Origin of the sequence: Nesterenkonia sp. CL21 (assembly GCF_031705515.1) — a bacterium.
Lineage (GTDB): Bacteria > Actinomycetota > Actinomycetes > Actinomycetales > Micrococcaceae > Nesterenkonia > Nesterenkonia aethiopica.
The window spans coordinates 19,441-37,569 of sequence record NZ_JAUTWR010000011.1 but is presented as its reverse complement, the minus strand read 5'-3'; the positions used below and the strand labels follow the sequence as shown (position 1 = coordinate 37,569).

General features: G+C 69.9%; 16 protein-coding genes. 4 read left to right on the top strand and 12 right to left on the bottom strand.

Annotation, left to right across the window (positions count from 1 at the left end):
• Positions 1-16 precede the first annotated feature (16 nt).
• On the bottom strand, positions 17-313 hold the full coding sequence (locus Q7C18_RS14150; protein WP_311025921.1) for an exodeoxyribonuclease VII small subunit: 297 nt from the start codon (positions 311-313) through the stop codon (positions 17-19).
• A gap of 17 nt (positions 314-330) precedes the next feature.
• On the bottom strand, positions 331-1,617 hold the full coding sequence (gene xseA / locus Q7C18_RS14145) for an exodeoxyribonuclease VII large subunit (RefSeq protein WP_396954375.1): 1,287 nt from the start codon (positions 1,615-1,617) through the stop codon (positions 331-333).
• Positions 1,618-1,810: 193 nt separating this feature from the next.
• Between xseA and Q7C18_RS14140 the strand changes: the two genes are divergently transcribed.
• The 3 genes from Q7C18_RS14140 (at position 1,811) to Q7C18_RS14130 (ending at position 5,631) form a co-directional block, all read left to right on the top strand.
• Positions 1,811-2,743 carry a hypothetical protein gene (locus tag Q7C18_RS14140; RefSeq protein WP_311025919.1) on the top strand — a complete coding sequence of 311 codons (933 nt, stop codon included), beginning with the start codon at positions 1,811-1,813 and terminating at the stop codon, positions 2,741-2,743.
• A 32-nt stretch (positions 2,744-2,775) separates the two neighbouring features.
• Complete coding sequence (locus tag Q7C18_RS14135; protein WP_070159824.1) at positions 2,776-3,885, top strand: 4-hydroxy-3-methylbut-2-enyl diphosphate reductase; 1,110 nt, start codon at positions 2,776-2,778, stop codon at positions 3,883-3,885.
• A gap of 93 nt (positions 3,886-3,978) precedes the next feature.
• Complete coding sequence (locus Q7C18_RS14130; protein WP_396954374.1) at positions 3,979-5,631, top strand: SLC13 family permease; 1,653 nt, start codon at positions 3,979-3,981, stop codon at positions 5,629-5,631.
• A 37-nt stretch (positions 5,632-5,668) separates the two neighbouring features.
• On the opposite strand, the gene Q7C18_RS14125 is transcribed toward Q7C18_RS14130, so the two are convergent.
• Positions 5,669-6,850 (bottom strand): DNA recombination protein RmuC, encoded by a 1,182-nt coding sequence (locus Q7C18_RS14125; protein ID WP_311025917.1) that lies wholly within the window; start codon positions 6,848-6,850, stop codon positions 5,669-5,671.
• A gap of 32 nt (positions 6,851-6,882) precedes the next feature.
• Positions 6,883-7,188, bottom strand: coding sequence for a hypothetical protein (locus Q7C18_RS14120; protein WP_311025916.1), 306 nt, complete (start codon positions 7,186-7,188; stop codon positions 6,883-6,885).
• 56 nt (positions 7,189-7,244) lie between these two features.
• On the opposite strand from Q7C18_RS14120, the gene Q7C18_RS14115 reads away from it, so the two are divergent.
• Entirely contained in the window at positions 7,245-8,006 is a 762-nt protein-coding gene (locus Q7C18_RS14115) for a histidine phosphatase family protein (RefSeq protein WP_311025915.1), read from the top strand.
• 1 nt (position 8,007) lies between these two features.
• Here the strand turns inward: Q7C18_RS14115 and Q7C18_RS14110 are convergent, their stop codons facing one another.
• The 8 genes from Q7C18_RS14110 to betT form a co-directional block, all read right to left on the bottom strand.
• Positions 8,008-9,273, bottom strand: a complete 1,266-nt coding sequence (locus tag Q7C18_RS14110) for an MFS transporter (RefSeq protein ID WP_311025914.1) — start codon at positions 9,271-9,273, stop codon at positions 8,008-8,010.
• Positions 9,274-9,306: 33 nt separating this feature from the next.
• Positions 9,307-9,924: a response regulator transcription factor gene (locus Q7C18_RS14105; RefSeq protein ID WP_311025913.1), complete on the bottom strand. Its 618-nt coding sequence runs from the start codon at positions 9,922-9,924 to the stop codon at positions 9,307-9,309.
• Entirely contained in the window at positions 9,921-11,003 is a 1,083-nt protein-coding gene (locus tag Q7C18_RS14100) for a histidine kinase (protein ID WP_311025912.1), read from the bottom strand. Before Q7C18_RS14100 ends, Q7C18_RS14105 begins: the two co-directional genes overlap by 4 nt.
• A gap of 50 nt (positions 11,004-11,053) precedes the next feature.
• Positions 11,054-11,827, bottom strand: a complete 774-nt coding sequence (locus Q7C18_RS14095; RefSeq protein ID WP_070159836.1) for an ABC transporter permease — start codon at positions 11,825-11,827, stop codon at positions 11,054-11,056.
• The gene (locus tag Q7C18_RS14090) at positions 11,824-12,741 is read right to left on the bottom strand and encodes an ABC transporter ATP-binding protein (protein ID WP_311025911.1); all 918 of its coding nucleotides are present in this window, start codon (positions 12,739-12,741) and stop codon (positions 11,824-11,826) included. Before Q7C18_RS14090 ends, Q7C18_RS14095 begins: the two co-directional genes overlap by 4 nt.
• Before the next feature lie 68 nt (positions 12,742-12,809).
• Positions 12,810-14,387: a GMC family oxidoreductase N-terminal domain-containing protein gene (locus Q7C18_RS14085; protein WP_311025910.1), complete on the bottom strand. Its 1,578-nt coding sequence runs from the start codon at positions 14,385-14,387 to the stop codon at positions 12,810-12,812.
• Positions 14,388-14,401: 14 nt separating this feature from the next.
• Positions 14,402-15,883, bottom strand: coding sequence for an aldehyde dehydrogenase family protein (locus Q7C18_RS14080; RefSeq protein WP_311025909.1), 1,482 nt, complete (start codon positions 15,881-15,883; stop codon positions 14,402-14,404).
• 47 nt (positions 15,884-15,930) lie between these two features.
• A complete protein-coding gene (gene betT / locus Q7C18_RS14075; protein ID WP_311025908.1) occupies positions 15,931-18,060 on the bottom strand; it encodes a choline BCCT transporter BetT in 2,130 nt (709 codons plus the stop codon).
• Between the last annotated feature and the right edge of the window lie 69 nt (positions 18,061-18,129).

Here is an 18,129-nt window from a genome sequence, read left to right as displayed (position 1 = left end):
CCAGACCCGCTCCGGCTCAGTCCTGGTCGGGTTCGGCACCCTCCAAGCTGCGGCGGACCTCCTCCAGGCGGGCGGAGGCGCCGTCGAGCCACCGTTCGCACCGGTCGGCCAGCGCCTCGCCGCGCTGCCAGAGGGCGAGCGACTCCTCGAGCGGGGCACCGCCGGTCTCCAGCTTGGTGACCACGGCGATCAGCTCCTCCCGGGCCTGCTCGTAGCTCATCGTCTCGATGTCCTCCAGCTGCGCTCCGGCGAAGCTCTGCCCGGGGTCGTCCCGAGAGTTCTGCCCAGGGTTCTGCTCCGTGCTCTGCGTCATGTGCTGCCTTCTCTCGTTCAGTTCTCGTCCTCGGCCGCGATCACCCGCGCGGTCCGTGCTGTCAGCTCTCCGCGGGCGACCATCACGCGCAGCGGTGCCCCGACGGCGACCGTCTCGGCGTCGCGGACGATCTGCCACCCGCCGCGCGCCGTGGGCAGCCCTTCGGCGTCCAGGGCACCGTCGTCGGCATGGGTCTGGACCACCGCATAGCCGCGGTCCAGCGTGGACTGCGGGGAGAGGCCGGTGACCCGGGCCCGGGCCTGACCGACCCAGTCCCGTGCCCGTGCCACGGAGGCCTCCACGGAGACCAGGGCCCGGCGGCGCAGCCCTGTCAGCTCCTCGGCGCGCACCGTGACCATGGTCTCCGGCTGGGCCAGCACCGGCCGGGAGCGCACGGCGCTGAGCCATTCGGCCTCCCGGGCCACCATGCGCTGAACCCCGGTGGACATCCGGGCGCGTGCCTGGGAGATGTTCTCCCGCTCGAGCGCCTCGTCCACCACCAGAAGCTTCGCCGAGCCGGTAGGGGTGGAGGCGCGCACGTCGGCGACCTCGTCGAGCAGGGGACGGTCCGCCTCGTGGCCGATGGCCGAGACCACGGGGGTCCGGGCGGAGGCCACGGCACGGATGAGACGCTCGTCGGAGAACGGCAGGACGACCTCTTCCAGCGCGCCGCCGCCGCGGGCGATCACGATGACGTCCACGTTCGGGTCCGCGTCCAGCTCGGCCAGGGCCGCGGCCACCTCCACCGGGGCGGTGGCCCCTTGGGTGGCGACCTCCCGGATCTCGAACTGCGCGGCGGCCCACCGGGCGTGGGTGTTGCGCAGGATGTCCTTCTTCGCATCCGAGTCCCGGCCGGTGATCAGCCCGATCCGGGCCGGGAGCACCGGCAGCGGCTTCTTGCGGTCGGCGGCGAACAGCCCCTCGGCGGCCAACTGCTTCTTCAGCTGCTCCACGCGGGCCAGCAGATCGCCCAGACCCACCGGGCGCATCTGCTGGGTGACCAGGGAGAGCCTGCCGGTCTTCTCATAGAGGTTGGGACGCACCTGGGCCACCACCCGGGAGCCGGGCTGGACCACGCCGTCGAGCCCGGAGGCGACGTTGCGCCAGGCCACCGCGCTGAAGGAGACCTCCTGCTCCAGGTCCCGCAGCGTCATCCACGCATTGCCGTTGCGCAGGGTGAACTCCACCAGCTGGCCCTCCACCCAGGTGGGAGTGACCTTCTCGATGTGCGCCTTGAGCTTCCCGGAGAAGTGGCTCAGCGGCCACGGAGTCTCCGGAGAGGTCTCCCGGCTGTTGGCTGGCATCGCAGAGCGCTGCGGACCGTCCCCGGGGTGTGCCTGGGTCACTGTTCCTCCTCGGACGCCGGTACCATCGGTGCTGCCAGACACTCTACTCATCCCCGCCGACACGTTCCTCCCGGCCGACCGGACTGTGGACGACGCCCCTGGGCTGTCCCGTCCTGTGGAGGAACGCAGTCGGGACGCGGACAGGAGGCTCGTGCGACACCTGCTCAGCACACTGTGCGCCCTGCTCGCCGCCCTGCTGGCGGCGGCCGCGCTCGCCGGAGGCCAGATCGACCAGTTGCTCCGCGAGGAGGAGCCCGTCCGGGAGATCGCCGGAGATCTTCCCGCGCAGGAGCCCTTCGGCGAGGCCGTGGTGGGGCTCCTGGCGGAGGAGCTCACCGGTCAGGACGTCGACGCACTGCCCTCGGGGGTGCGGGACGCCGTCTCCGGGGTCGCCGGATCCCTGCTGCAGGAGGACCGCACCCTCCAGGCCTGGGACGAGACTCTGCAGACCACCCGGGAAGGGGTGGACGCCGAGCTGGACCGGCTGTTCCACGAGGGCGGCACCGGATCCCCCCAGGATCTGGACATCACGCTGGACCTCAGCCCCGTGGCGGCAGCCATGACCGATCCCCTGCGCGACGGCCTCGACGGGATCCTCGGCTGGCTGCCGTTCCTCGACGAGTCCAGCTTCGACGCACTGGCCCCTGAAGTGGTCGTCGACCTCGACGCCCTCGCCGAGGACGGCGTGGATCCCTATCCCTGGGCGACCGCCGCCGAGGCGGCCCGCCACTGGCCCATGATCGCCGGGGCCGCCGTCGTGCTGGGTGCGCTGGCGCTGCTGATCGGCGCGGGGAGAGGACGCTGGGCGGCGTTGACGCTGGCCGGGCTGGTCGCCGTGGTGGCGGGGATCTGGATGGCGTTGACCGTGGCCTCCCCGGACATGACCCCGCACCAGCCGGTGCCGGAGGCCGTGGCGGTGCTGCTGGACCATGTGGAGGGACGCTTCACGGACTGGGCCCAGCCGGCCTGGTGGGTCTTCTCCGCCGCAGGAGGCGCCGCCGTCGTGATCGGCCTGCTGGGGGTGGCGGCCACCGGTGCGCGGGGGCGACGTTCCGTGGGTCACGATCCCCTGCACCGGGTCTGATTCCGCGGGGTCCGGCCGGTAGACTGGGCCGCATGACTACCAGTGCGACCACGGAAGCTCCTTCGCGCGCCCGGCACATCTCCGTGCCCACGCCGATGGTGCCGCGCAAGCGCCGCAGCCCGGAGGAGGTGGCCGCCGCATCGTCGTTCTCGGGCGATCGGAAGGTGCTGCTCGCCGCACCGCGCGGCTACTGTGCAGGAGTGGACCGCGCCGTCGTCGCCGTGGAGAAGGCCCTGGAGCGCTACGGGCCCCCGGTGTACGTGCGCAAGGAGATCGTGCACAACCGCCACGTGGTGGACACGCTCACGGAGAAGGGCGTGATCTTCGTGGAGGAGGCCGACGAGGTCCCCGAGGGTGAGCTGCTGATCTTCTCCGCCCACGGCGTCTCCCCGGCGGTGAAGCAGACCGCCGAGGACCGGAAGCTGCGGACCATCGACGCGACCTGTCCGCTGGTGACCAAGGTCCACCGGGAGGCCGTCCGGTTCACCACCAAGGACGACTATCACATACTACTCATCGGCCATGACGGGCACGAGGAGGTCGAGGGCACCTTCGGGCATGCGCCGGAGAGCACTACGATCGTCAACGGCCCCTGGGAGGTCGACCAGATCGAGGTCCCGGACCCGGACCGGCTCATCTGGCTCTCGCAGACCACGCTGTCGGTGGACGAGACCATGGAGACCGTGCAGAAGCTCAAGGAGCGGTTCCCGAACCTGCAGGACCCGCCCAGCGATGACATCTGCTACGCCACCTCCAACCGGCAGGCCGCCATCAAGAAGGTGGCCCCGCAGACCGACCTGGTGATCGTGGTGGGCTCGGCGAACTCCTCGAACTCCGTGCGGCTCAAGGAGGTCGCCAAGGAGTACGGGGCCACGCGCGCCGAGCGGGTGGACTTCGCCAACCAGGTGGACGAGGCCTGGTTCCAGGACGCCCAGACCATCGGGGTGACCTCTGGTGCGTCGGTGCCGGAGGTCCTGGTCCAGGACGTGCTGCGGCTGCTGGAGGAGTACGGCTACGACGACGTCGAGGAGGTCGTCACCGCCGAGGAGGACATCATCTTCAGCTTGCCTAAGGAGATCCGCAAGGCGCTCCAGGAGGTCGGGGACGAGTCGAACACGCGCGGGGGCCGCAAGCGCGACTGAGGCAGAACTACCACGGGGTAGAATCTGTGCGGTGCGTCACGGTGTGTGATCTGTGACGCCCTGACGACCTCAGACCAGGAGCGCAGATCGATGATGACCCCGAGTTCCCGTGTCACCGGCGACCACCTGAAGAAGTACGACCCGCAGACCTCTGCCCGCGATCAGCGTGAGCACCTCTCGGTGGGCGCCCGAGCCGAACCCCTGCCGAAGCCGACCTTCCTGCGCCGCATGATCGGCCTGCTCGGCGGCCTGCTCGGTGCCGTGCTCATCTACCTGGTGATGCCCGGCGACCTCGAAGTCTGGCCGCGGCTCACCGCCGCCACCGCCGTCCTCATGGCGGTGTGGTGGATGACCGAGGCGATCCCGATCCCGGCCACCGCACTGGTGCCCCTGGTCGTCTTCCCGGTGCTCGTGCCTGCCGCGGAGGCCGGCGACGACCCGGTCACCGTCGACGTCATCGGTGCCAACTACGGGCACAACATCATCTTCCTCTTCATGGGCGGGTTCATGCTGGCCCTGGCCATGCAGCGATGGAACCTGCACCGGCGGATCGCCCTGATGACGCTGCGAGCCATGGGCTCGAAGCCGGCGAACCTCATCGGTGGATTCATGATCGCCACCGCGTTCCTGTCCATGTGGGTCTCCAACACCGCCACCGCCGTGATGATGCTGCCCATCGGCATCTCGGTGCTCATGCTGGTCCACCGCATCACCCAGGGGGAGGACCCTGCCACAGCCTCGGCCGCCGACGCCGACGCCGATCCGGGGGAGACGGCCCAGGCGGTGAAGTCCAACTTCGGCACCGCCCTGATGCTGGGCATCGCCTACGCCGCGTCGGTGGGTTCGGTGTCCACGATCATCGGCACCCCGCCGAACGCTCTGCTGGTGGGCCATATGGCCAGCAACCATGACGTCACCATCGGCTTCGGCCAGTGGATGCTGGTGGGTGTGCCGATCGCGATCGTGATGCTGGTGGTGGTGTGGGTGGTCCTCACCCGGTTCCTGTTCCGCCCCGAGATCAAGACCATCCCGGGTGGTGCCGATCTGATCAGCCGCGAGCTGCACAAGCTGGGCCCGATGAGCTCGGGGGAGCTGCGCGTGCTGCTGATCTTCGTGGCCGCGGCGGTGGCCTGGGTGTTCATCCCGTTGGTGTCCGAGCAGCTGATGGGCATGGATGACCCGTTCATCTCCGATGCCGGCATCGCCATGGTGGTGGGGCTGCTGCTGTTTCTGCTGCCCGGTGGGGCCCAGCGTGGGGGCCGTCTGCTGGACTGGGAGTACGCGGCGAAACTGCCGTGGGGCGTGCTGCTGCTCTTCGGCGGCGGGCTCGCGCTGTCCTCGCAGTTCTCTGCCTCCGGCCTGAGCGCCTGGATGGGTGAGCAGATGGAGGGCCTGAACACCGTGCCCGTCTGGGTGCTGGTGCTGCTGGCTGCTGCCGGCGTGCTGATCCTGACGGAGATGACCTCCAACACGGCGACGGCGGCGACGTTCCTGCCGGTGGCCTCCGGCGTCGCGATGGGCACCGGTGTCGACCCGCTGGTGCTCGCAGCCCCGGTGGCGCTGGCCGCCACCTGCGCCTTCATGCTGCCGGTGGCGACCCCGCCGAATGCGATCGCCTACGGTTCCGGGTACGTGACCATCGGACAGATGGTCAAGGGAGGCGTGTGGCTCAACGTCGCCGCCGTCGTCGTCATCACGCTGGTGTCGATGACGCTGCTGCTGTGGGTCTTCGGACTGAGCCTGTGACCTGAGCCTGTGCCGCCCGGAGAAGGGCGGCACAGGCTCACTCCGCGCCGCGGGAGAGCCGCGGGCCGAGGTCGTTGACCTCGGCGTCGACGTGGTCCAGCGTCAGGGTCTCGCCGAGGTCCTCCAGAGGAGCCTGCTCGTCGCCGCCGGGCTCGTCCTCGGTCGGGGCGAGCTGCAGCCGGCTGATCGTCTCCACCTTCGGCAGCACCTGACGCTCCATATTGCCGATCAGCTGGTTGTAGGCGCTCACCGCCTGGCGCAGTCGGTTGCCCGTGGCGGAGAGGTGGGTGTTCATCTTGGCCAGGCGACGGTAGAGCTCTCGGGAGTGCTCGACGATCTCGCGGATGTTCTGCGCGAGCCGCTCCTGCCGCCAGGATGTCTCCACCGCCTTGAGCGCGGCGAGCAGCGACGCGGGAGAGACCAGCGAGACGCCGCGCGACAGGGCGTGGTCCAGCAGCTCCGGCTCGGCCTCGAGGGCGGAGGAGAGCAGAGACTCGGCGGGCACGAAGCAGAAGATGACCTCAGGGGAGTGCTCCACCGTGGAGGCATAGTCCTTGGAGGCCAGCACTCCCACATGGTGCCTCAGCGCCTTCGCCTGAGCGGCGGGATCCTCCGGGCTCAGTGGGGCCTTGGCGTCGATGATCAGCTGGCGATTCCCCGGCAGGCGGACCACCATATCCGGTCGGAGCATGGCGCCGTCCCCGCCGGTGCCGGTGTGCTGCTCCACGAAGTCCACATGGGGGATCATCCCGGCGGCCTCCACGATGCGGCGCAGCTGCACCTCGCCCCAGTACCCCCGCGCGGAGGTGGAATGCAGGCTCCCCAGCAGCGTCTGCGTGGAGTCGTAGAGCTTCTGGTCATTGTGCGCGGCCTCGGTGAGCTGCCGGCTCAGCGCGGCATGCTGCGCGGCCCTCTCCTTCTCCAGCTCCTGGATGCGGCGCTGCATCTCGGTGACGCCCTGGCGCACCGGGTGCAGCATCTCCACCAGGGACTCGCGTTCACGGGCGGCCTCGGCGTCGTCGTCCCGGCGCTGCTCCAGAGCCTGCAGGCGGGCCTTCGCCGCCTCGGCGTCCAGCTGAGCGGCATGCCACGCCTCCCGCAGCTGATCCCGATCATCGTCCTCCGGCTCCCGGCGCAGTCGGCCCAGCAGCACGACGGCGCCCACCGCCCCGAGGATCACGCCGAGCAGCAGACCGAGGAGAAACAGCAAGGATTCCATGCCCACCAGCATTCCACCCTCCTGTGACAGGTTCAGGGCAACGGCTCGCAGGGGCAGCCGGGGCCGTGCGGCAGATGCGGTCCCACCAGGCGTCCCAGCGGATCGTCGGGGTCCAGCGAGGCCAGCAGAGGGTCGCAGTCCAGGGGAGCCAGCCCATCGATGACGGCGACGGCGCGCGCATCCCGGAGCGCCGTCACGTCGCGTGCCGAAACGCGGGCCGCCAGCCGAGGGGAGTGCTCGAGGTTCAGATGGACCTCCCGGACCAGGTCGGCGTTCGGGAAGAAGCAGTGGTACGTCATGGAGGCCGATCCGCTGGTGCTCCGCTGGGCCTGTGTCATCGTTCGAGCATAGAGTGTCCTCGTCACCAGATCCCCACCTTCAGGAGAGCCCTGCCATGATCCGCGTGCTGCTGTGCCGCCACGGTGAGACCGACTGGAACCGCGACCACCGGCTGCAGGGCCGCTCCGACATCTCCCTGGCGTCCTCGGGACAGCGGCAGGGCGCGATCACCGGCGGCTTCGTCAGGGCGCAGAACCCGCTCCAGGGGCACGTCTCCTCGCTGGTGCGCACCCAGCAGACCTTCGCGCAGTTCGAACTGGACCTGCAGCCGCGGGTATGGGACGAGCTCATGGAGCAGAACCTCGGGGAGTGGGAGGGCGCCTACGCCGCGGACATCCGTGACCGCGAAGCGGAGGAGTTCGCTGGGTGGCGGGCCGGAACCTACACGCCGGCCGGGGGAGAGACCCACCAGCAGCTGGCGGAGAGGATGCTCTCCGCCTTCTGCGAAATCGTGCGGGACACCGCGCAGATCGAGCCCACCGCCTCGCCGGACCTGAGCTTCGAGGTGCGCACCGCCGTCGCGGTCAGCCACGGCGCGGCGCTGCGGGTGCTGCTGGAGCATCTGGGCCTGATCGACCGGGCCCAGTCCATCCCCCTGACGCCCGCGTCGGTGACGGTGGTGGACGTGCCGCTGACGCTGGGGCCGGTGTCCAGTTCCCTGCCGAAGGGCGGGCTCGACGACGGCCGCAGCCAGGACCAGGAGTCCGCACAGATCGCCGCACTGACCGATGAACAGATCATCGCGCAGTCCCGGCTGAGGGTGCTGAACCTCTCCCCGGAGCTGCTGAACCCGGCCGCGGAGAGCGTGGCGCTGTAGTTCACGGTTCACCTCGGTCCGTCCAGCGCTCGTCTGAGCGCCGGAAGTCCCGCAGGTGCCGGTTCCGTACGGCGATCCAGCCGATGCCCACCAGGGCCAGCACCCCGCCGCCCACCAAGCTGGCTGGAGCACCCACCAGCTGCGCGACCAGGCCGGCACGGGCGTTGCCCAGATCCGGACCCGCGGCACCGATGACATACTCCGCCGCGGAGACCCTCCCGCGGCGTGAGTCCGGGGTCACCAGCTGTACGATCGCCCCACGGGTGATCACGCTGACGGTGTCCGCGGCACCGGCGAGGGCCAGACACAGCAGCATCGGCGCCAGGGCGGGGCTGAGGCCGTATCCGATCAGCGCCAGACACCACACCGCTGCCGCCGCGGACTGGATCCGACCGAGCCGCTGACGGCGCACCACCGTCCCGGAGAGCACCCCGGCCAGCAGCCCGCCCACGGCTACAGAGGTGGTCATCAGTCCCAGGGTCTCCGGGGCGCCGTCGAGGCGCAGGTCGTTGATCATCGGGAACAGCGAGACCGGCATCACCAGCAGCGTGGCGAACAGGTCGGTGCCGAAGGCGCCCCGCACGGCGCCGGGCCGGCTGACGTGGCGCACACCCTCCCAGGTCATCGCCCAGGGGCGGGCGCCGGACCCTGGAGGCGGAGCCACGCGGGGCAGGCGCAGCACCGTCCACCAGGCGACAGTCAGCGCCGCGCCGCACACGCCGAAGCAGGTGGCCAGGCCGAACGCGCCGATCAGGACCCCACCCAGGGCCGGGCCCAGCAGCATCGCCGCCTGCGTCCCCAGGTGCAGCAGCGCGATCCCCGCCGGCAGCTGGGCGGCCTCCAGGAACCGGGCCGGCAGGCTGCGCCGGGAGGCCGCCCCGAACCCGGCGCAGAAGGCGTTGCCGGCCACCAGTCCCAGCACCAGAGCCACACCGGAGTGCCCTCCGGGCGCCAGCCCGGGCAACGCCTGCACGGTGAGCCCGAGAGCGGCCAAGAGCTGACCCAGCGTGGTCCAGCGCAGCACCCGGGTCCGGTCGTGGACGTCGGCTGCGGTGCCGCCCAGCAGGGAACCGGCGGTCATCGCCACGGCGGAGACCAGGCCGACCAGGCCGGTGGCCAGTGGGCTGCCGGTCTCCTCCCACACATGGAACAGCACGGCGATGACCGCGAGCTGCGCGGCGAACGCGGAGGCGGTGCCGCCCAGCCAGAGACGCCGGAACGCTGCGGAGTCACGCAACGGGGTCAGGTCCAGGAGACTGCTGCGCATCAGCAGGGCGCCCGCATCAGCAGGGCGCCCGCATCAGATCCAGCCCCGCTCCCGGGCGACGCGAGCCGCCCCATACCGGTTCTCCGTCTCCGTCTTGCCGATCGCGGCCGAGAGGTGATTGCGCACGGTGCCGGGGGACAGGTGCAGCTGTTCGGCGATGTGCCGCACCGAGGCCCCGTCGGCCGCGACGCGAAGCACCTCACGTTCCCGGGCCGTCAGCGGGTCGATGCCGCCGGACAGGGAGTCGGCGGCCAGAGCAGGGTCCACCACCCGGTGTCCCGCGGCCACACGCCGGACCATCTGCGCCAGCTGCTCGGCCGGGGTGTCTTTGACCACGAATCCCGCGGCCCCTGCCTCCATGGCGCGCCGCAGGTACCCGGGCCGACCGAAGGTGGTCACGATCAGGCACCGGCACGCCGCCCCGGAGCCCACGACGGCGGAGGTCGCCTCGATCCCGTCCAGCCCGGGCATCTCGATGTCCAGCAGAGCGACGTCGGGCCGGTGTGCCTGGACGGCTGGCATCACCTCGTCGCCGCGGCCCACCTGGGCCACGACCTCCAGGTCCGGCTCCAGGGACAGCAGGGCGGCGAGTCCGCCTCGCACGAGGTCCTGGTCATCGGCCAGCAGGAGCCGGATCGTCGGGGAAGTCATGACAGGACCACCTCCACCACGGTGCCGGGACGCTCCGGGCGAATCCTGGATTCTCTGAGCTGAAGGTCCGCGCCTGCTCCGGCCGCACGTTCCTTCAGACCACGCAGGCCCTGACCCTGTCCGGCCTCGGTCCCCTCAGCATCACCGGGCAGCCCCACGCCGTCGTCCTCCACCTGGAGCCGCTGGGGCTGGACCCGGATCCGGCAGCATGTCGCCTCCGCATGCCGGACCACGTTGGTGACCGCCTCCCGCAGCGCCCAGGCGAACAGCTCCGCATGGGCGGAGTCAGGCTGCCCTTCGGACGTGACCTCGGCGCTGATGCCCGCAGCGGACAGGGCCTCCCGCGCGGAGTCCAGCTCGGCCTCCAGCCGCGGAGTGCGCAGCCGGGCCACCGTGGAGCGGACCTGGCCCAAGGACTCACGGGCCAAGGCGTCGATGCGCTGGACCTCCTCCCGGGCCTGGGCCGGGTCGCGGTCGATGAGCCGGGCCGCCAGCTGGGCACGGATGGACAGCACGGTCAGGGAGTGGCCCAGCACATCGTGCACATCCCGGGCGATCGCGTCCCGCTCCGCCGCGCGCCGCAGCTCCTCCTCGGCGGCCTGCTGCCGATGCTCCATGCTGTCCGCCAACCGGATCAGCACGATGAACAGCACACCCAGGCCCGTGCCGAGGATCGGCCACAGCGACGCCGCAAAGGGCAGACAGGCCAGGGCGGCGAGCACCCACACGGCGATCCCGCTGAGCACCCCGGGGCGTACCGGCAGAGCGAAGACCAGGGACGCGGTCAGGAAGGGGGCGAAGGAGATCGCCGCATATCCGGCTGCCGGGAGGGTGGCCGCCGCGAGCAGGCCCAGGATGATCACGATGAGCACTGTCCGACGCACCCCCGCTGGGGATTCCAACGCCGGGACATCGCGCCAGAAGTGGGCGATGTAGGTGCCGATGAAGACGGCCGTGGCGCCGAGGGCGACAAGCCTCGCGCCGGGGGAGACCTCAGGGTCGAATGCGTAGGCCACAGGGAGGCTCAGGAACACCAGCCAGATGCCGGCGTAGAGCAGCCGGTAGATGCGAATCCCCATGGCACCATCCTGCCCCATCATGCCAAGACCCCTCTCCGCCCCGCCGCCGGTCAGCGGCGGGAGGTCCGGCGTCGCTGCAGCAACAGGCAGGCGGTACCGAAGATGATCGTCCAGGCCAGCACGTTCGCCAACACGGCCCACAGCGGGTCGGTCTCACCCATCGCCCCCATGGAGATCAGGTCCCCGTCGGTGAGCGGGTACCGGGCCAGCGCCACCACTCCGTACATCGGGGTGAACCGGCCGATGTCCAGCAGGACTCCGTCCAGCGGCATGAACGCATTGCCCAGGAAACTGAAGATCACCAGCAGTCCCGTGGCGGCGCCGACGGCGGCGTCGGAGCGGAAGCTCAGGCCGATGGCCAGCCCATAGAGCGCGAACGGCAGGGAGCCGAGCACGGTGAGTGCGGCCGTGGCCAGCCACACCCCCGGCGGCATGTCCGCCACGGTGAGGATGCCGACGACGTTGAGCACCACCACCGGAAGCACCGCGATGCCGACGGCGACCACTGATTTCGCCACCACGAAGGCGCCGTGCGGCATGGCGGTCAGCGCCAGCTGGCGCCCCCAGCCCTGCTGGATCTCCAGGGCTGCGGCCCCGGCCATGGAGGTGGTGGCCATCGCTGCGCCGTAGGAGGCGATCGCGATCATCGTCCACGCGCTGACATTGCCTTCACCCACCGGATTGTCCGACCAGTCCATGGTGGTGCCGAAGAACAGGAACAGCGCGGTCGGCAGCACGATCACGAAGAAGCTGTTGCCGATGTTGCGCAGGTTCCGCCAGAAGTCCAGAGCGATGTACCGCCCCAGTCGGTAGTGCCCGCTCATGCCGGCACCTCCTCGGATGCGGGGTCCTCGGTCAGCAGCCGGAAGGCCTCCTCCAAGCTCGCCGGGCGGACCGTCAGACCGTGAGCCCCGGTCCGGGTGAGCAGGTGCCTGGCCAGGGCGTCGGCGTCGTCGGTGCGGAAGCTGATGCGCTGTCCCTCAGAGGTCACGGACAGTACGTGCGGGACCGCCTCGAGCTCCTCCGGCGTGGGCGTCCAGATGACGCCCACATGGGCGGCCCCGGCCCGGGAGCGGACCTCGTCGGTGGGCCCATCGGCGAGCACTCGCCCGCGGTCCATCAGCACGGTGCGTCGGGCGAACTGCTCGGCCTCCTCCAGGTAGTGCGTGGCGAAGATGACCGTGGCGCCGTCGTCGGCCTGCGTGCGCATGCGGGCCCAGAACTCATGCCGGGCGGAGACGTCCATGCCGGCGGTGGGCTCGTCCAGGATGATGATCTCCGGACGGGGGAGCAGCGCGAGGGCGAACCGCAGGCGCTGCTGCTGCCCGCCGGAGCATTTGCCCACAGGCCGGGAGGCGAACGGCCGGACCCCGGCGATGTCCATGACCTCGTCGACATCGGCCGGGTCCCGGTGCAGGGCGGCGACCATGCGCACGGTCTCCGCGGCGGTGAGGTCGGGCAGCAGCCCCCCGGTCTGGAGCAGGGCGGAGAGTCGACCAGACTGGACGGCGGCCCGCGGGGTGTCGTCGTCGACCAGCACCTGGCCGGATTCCGGAACAGTGATGCCCAGCAGAGTGTCCAGCAGCGTGGTCTTGCCGGCCCCATTGGGGCCCAGCAGGGCGAGGACCTCGCCGCGGGTGACGGACAGGTCGACGCCGTCGAGCGCCTGAGTGCGGCCCCCGGCGCCGTCGGGGAACGACATGGAGACGCCCCGGGCGGAGATGATGGCGGTGTTCATGCCATCAGTCTCGCCCGGGGCGTCGCGAAGATCATAGGGACGATGTCATCGATGCCCCATGACAGATGTCAGCGGGAGGCCTTCACCAGGTCGGCACAGCGCTCGCCGATCATCATCGTGGTGATGTTCGGGTTCACCGTGGTCAGCTCCGGCATCACCGAGGCGTCGGCCACGCGCAGGCCCGTCACGCCCTTGACCCGCAGCTCCGGGTCCAGCGGGGACATCTCGTCCTGCACCGCGCCCATCCGGACGGTGCCGGCCGGGTGGTAGACGGTGTTGTGCGTGCGGCGCACGTAGTCGGCGATCTCCTCGTCGGTCTGCACGTCCTTGCCCGGGTAGAGCTCCTCGCCGGCCCAGTCGGCCATGGCCGGCTGGGAGACGATCTGGCGGGCCAGCTTGATGCCTTCGACGGCCACGCGCATGTCGTGGCCCTCGGCGTCGGTGAAGTACCGCGGGTCCACCTTCGGCTTGTCCCGGAAGTCGCGGGAGCGCAGGCGCACCGTGCCGCGGGACTTCGCGTGGGTGATGTTCGGGGTCAGGCAGAAGGTGTTCTCGCTGGTGGGGTAGCCCTGCCGCAGCGTGTGCATGTCGAAGGGCACCGCCCCGTAGTGCATCATCAGGTCCGGACGCCCGGGCTTGTCGGAGGGGACGTCGGTGCCTTCGCGGGTGTCGGCGAAGATCCCGATCTCCCACCACTGGTAGCCCTCGGTGATCATCGGCTGCTTGGCGTCCCAGCCGATCACGGCCTCGGGGTGGTCCTGCAAGTGCTCACCCACCCCGGGGGAGTCCACGAGAGCCTCGATGCCATGCTCGGCCAGGTGCTCGGCCGGGCCGATGCCGGAGAGCATGAGCAGCTTCGGGGAGTCGATGGCCCCGGCCGAGACGATGACCTCCCGGTTCGCGGTGATGGGCTCTCCGCGGCCGAACGCGTTGGCGACGATCTCCACGCCGGTGGCGCGCTTGTCGTCGTCGATCAGGATCTTCCGCACCCAGCTGTCGGTGAGGACGGTCAGGTTCTCCCGTTCCAAGATCGGGTGCAGGTAGGACACCGACGACGACGCGCGGGTGCCGTCTTCCTGTCGGTTGATCTGGAAGAAGTTCGCGCCCTTGACCACGGTCTCGCCGGAGTTGAACTCCGTGCGCGGGATCCCGGCCTGCTCGCAGGCGTCGAGCAGGGCCACGCCGCAGGGGTCGTGCGGTGGGATGGTCATCAGGTGCACAGGGCCGGAGCGACCGTGGTGGTCGCCCGGTGCGTCGTTGGTCTCCAGACGCTGGAACAGCGGGTAGGTGGACTCGGCGTTCCATCCGGCGGCGCCCAGCTGCTCCCACTCGTCCATGTCCTCCTTGGGCGCCCAGAAGGCGATGCAGGAGTTGTGGGAGGAGCAGCCGCCCAGCACCTTGGCGCGGGCGTGCCGCATGAAGGAGTTGCCCTTGGCCTGCTCCTCGATGGGGTAGTCCCAGTCATAGCCGGACTCGAGCAGCTCCATCCAGCGGTTGAGCTGCAGCACCACGTCCTTGTCGGTGTCGGTCGGGCCGGCCTCCAGCAGGGCCACGGTCACGTCGGCGTCCTCGCTGAGGCGGGCGGCGACGGCGGCGCCGGCGGATCCGCCGCCGACGACGACGTAGTCGAAGGTCTTCTCAGTCACGAAGGTCTCCTCACTCACTTCTCGGGCATGGAGAACCAGCCGGAGACGGCCGGTTCGGTGTTCTGGTAGATGTGCTTGGCCTCGCGGTACTCGTCCAGGCCGGCGTGGCCGAGCTCACGGCCGATGCCGGACTGCTTGAAGCCGCCCCACTCGGCCTGCGGCAGGTAGGGGTGGTAGTCGTTGATCCAGATGGTGCCGTGGCGCAGCCGGGAGGAGACCCGGTGGGCACGGCCGGCGTCGGAGGTCCACACCGCGCCGGCGAGGCCGTAGTTCGTGTCGTTCGCGGTGGTGATGGCCTCTTCCTCGGTGGTGAAGGTCTCCACGGTGATCACCGGGCCGAAGGCCTCCTCGATGACCACGCTCATGCCGCGGCGGACGTCGGTGAGCACTGTGGGGGCGTAGAAGTAGCCCTCCTTATGCTCCTCCCCGCCCCAGTGGCCGCCGGTGCGCAGGGTCGCGCCTTCCTCGACGCCGCGGGTGACGTAGTCGGTGACCTTGTCGCGGTGCTCCGCGGAGATCAGCGGACCGGTCTCGGCCTGTTCGTCGAAGGGGCCGCCCATGCGGATGTTCTCCGCGCGGCGGACCAGCTCGTCCACGAACCGCTCGGCGATGGACTCCTCGACGATGAGTCGGCTGCCGGCGGAGCAGACCAGCCCGGAGTCCAAGAAGCCCGCGTTCAGGGCGTTGTCGACGGCGGCGTCGAAATCGGCGTCGGCGAAGACCACGTTGGGGTTCTTCCCACCCAGCTCCAGGGCGACCTTCTTGACCGTCTCCGAGGCCGCGGCGGCGATCTTCCGGCCCGTGACCAGTCCACCGGTGAAGGAGATGAGGTCCACGTCCGGGTGCGAGGCCAGCGGGGCGCCGGCGGCGGCGCCGGCACCGGTGACCAGGTTCGCCACACCGGCCGGCAGCCCGAGCTTGTCCAGGACGTCCATGATCAGGATGGCGGTGTGCGGGGTCAGCTCGGCGGGCTTGAGGACGAACGTGTTGCCGGCGGCCAGGGCGGGGGCGATCTTCCAGGCGGCCTGCAGCAGCGGGAAGTTCCAGGGGGTGATCATGCCGCAGACGCCCACCGGCTCGTAGACCACCTTGGAGATGACCGTCGGGTCCCCGGCGTCGACGAGGCGCCCCGGGTCGGAGTCCGCAAGCTTCCCGAAGTGCTTGAAGCAGCCGATGATGTCGTCCATGTCGATCTCGGCCTCGACCAGGCGCTTGCCGGTGTCCAGGGCCTCGGCCCGGGCGAACTCGTCCTTGCGCTCGGTCATCGCCGCGGCGACCGCGAGCAGCAGCTCTCCGCGCTGGGCCGCGGGGGTGTCGGCCCATTCGCGGGAGTCGAAGGCCCGGCGCGCCGCGGCGATGGCGGCCAGGGCGTCGGCCTCGCCTGCCTCGGAGACGACGCCGACCTCGCGGCCGTCGGCGGGACAGTGGATGGTGCGGGTCTCGCCGGAGGCCGCGGGGACCCACGCTCCGTCGATGAACAGCGTTGCAGTGGTCATGGTGCTCCTTGTCAGCTCGTCGTCAAGCTCGTGGCCGAGCTCGGGGGTCAGCTCTTGTGGTCGGTCTCCCACTCGTCCGGTGCGTGGCTCACCGTGTTGAGTGCCTGCGTGTGGACGTCTTCGCTCAACGTGAGGAACGTCAGGTGCCGCTCATAGGCGTCGAGGATGTCGCTGATGATCTGCTCCTTCGTGTAGCCCATGATGTCGTGGCCCTGCGAGCCCGTGGCGGAGAAGATCTCCACCCGGTAGTACTCGTCCTCCACGGCCTTCATGTTCTGCGCGAAGTTGGGCGCCGCGTAGGAGACCGGGTACGCCTGGTACTTGAACTCGCTCTGCTCGCCGAAGCGCACGTGCAGGTCCACATGCGGGATGCCCGTGTCGTGGTGATGGCCACGGCTGCAGCTGACGTCCGCCCCCTGGGCCTTCAGCTCGGCGGCGACCTCCTCCACGGCGGGGATCGCGGTCTCCTCCATGAAGCGGGTGGCCTGCTTGGCCGTGGGGAAGTTCATGTGTCGGGCCAGTCGCCGTCGCCAGCCGCCGCCACGGTCGGAGGCGTCCCGGATGCGTCCGGAGAGCACCCAGGGCATGGAGGCCTCCTGGGAGGCCTGGCTGTAGTGCTCCATGCGCAGGGCGCGCCAGATCCCCAGCATGAGGATGTACATCACCACGGAGAAGGGCAGACCGATGATGACCGTGGCCATCTGCAGCGTGAACACGCCGTCGAGCATCAGCACCGCCAGGGTGAGGGCACCGGTGGCCAGGGCCCAGAAGATCCGCAGCCAGGGGGCGCCGTCGTCGGTGGTGTTCTCCGCCTTGGAGGTGAAGTTGGACATCACCAGGGCGCCGGAGTCAGCGGAGGTGATGTAGAACAGCAGGCCGGTCAGCACGGAGAGCCCGATGGTGAAGGTGGCCCCCGGGTACTGCTCCAGCAGGGTGTAGTAGCCGGATTCGGGGGTGTTGACCGCCGATTCGATGAAGTCCATGTTCCCGGAGATGAACTCCCAGATCACGCCGTTGCCGAAGATGGAGATCCACAGCAGGATGAAGCCGAACGGGATGATGAGGGTGCCGACCACGAACTGGCGCAGGGTGCGGCCTCGCGAGATGCGGGCGAGGAAGAGGCCCACGAAGGGCGCCCAGGCGATCCACCAGGCCCAGAAGAAGAGGGTCCACCATTCGCGCCAGCCGTCAGCGGGCATGTCGTAGGCGAAGGTGTCCAGCAGCATGGAGGGGAAGTAGGCGATGAAGTCGCCGACGTTCTTCACCAGGCCGTTGAGCAGGTCCACCGTCTGGCCGGCGATGAGCACGTAGAGCATCAGGATGATGGCGAAGACCACGTTCAGCTCGGCCAGGCGGCGGATGCCCTTGTCCACACCGGAGACGGTGGAGAAGGTCACCACGATCACCGAGAGGCCGATGAGTCCCACCTGGGCGGCGGTGCCCTGGGGGATGCCGAAGAGCCATTCGAGGCCGTAGTTGAGGAACACCACGCCGATGCCGAGGCTGGTGGCGATGCCGAAGATGGTGCCGACGACGGCGGCGATCTCGATGCCGTCCCCGGCCACGCCCTTGGCCCGCTTGCCGATGATGGGGTACAGGGCGCTGCGGATGCTCAGCGGCAGGTGGTACCGGTAGGCGAAGAGGCCGAAGGCCATGCCCATCAGGGCGTACATGGCCCAGCCGGGGATCCCGTAGTGGAAGAGGGTCCACAGCACGGCCATCTCGGTGGCCTGCGCGGTGCCCTCCTCGGTGCCCGGGGCGGTCAGCACGTTGGTGGCCGGCCCGGAGATGGCGAAGAACATGAGGTCGACGCCGATGCCGGCGGCGAACAGCATGGCCGTCCAGGTGAAGAGGTTGTATTTCGGGGAGGAGTGGTCCGGCCCCATCTTGGTGCGGCCTACTCGGGAGAAGGCGACGATGAGGACGAACAGGACGACGATCCCGGCGGTGAGGATGTAGTACCAGCCGAGGTTCTCACCGATCCAGAGGAACGCCGCCTCCAGCGTGGTGTAGGCCGTTTCGGGGGCCAGCCAGGCCCACAGCGTGAAGGCGACGATGATGGCCGCCGCGCCGAAGAAGACCGGAGGATTGAGCTTGGAGTTCTTCAGGCGCCCCCCGGTGGTGGGCCCGTCCTCCTGTTCTGCGTCATGTGGTGAGTGTTCCGTGGCAGATGCCATGGGGTGTCCTTCCCTCAGTTGCGCCTCATCAGAGCGACGTGGAGTTCATCGGGCGGTCGACGTGGTGTG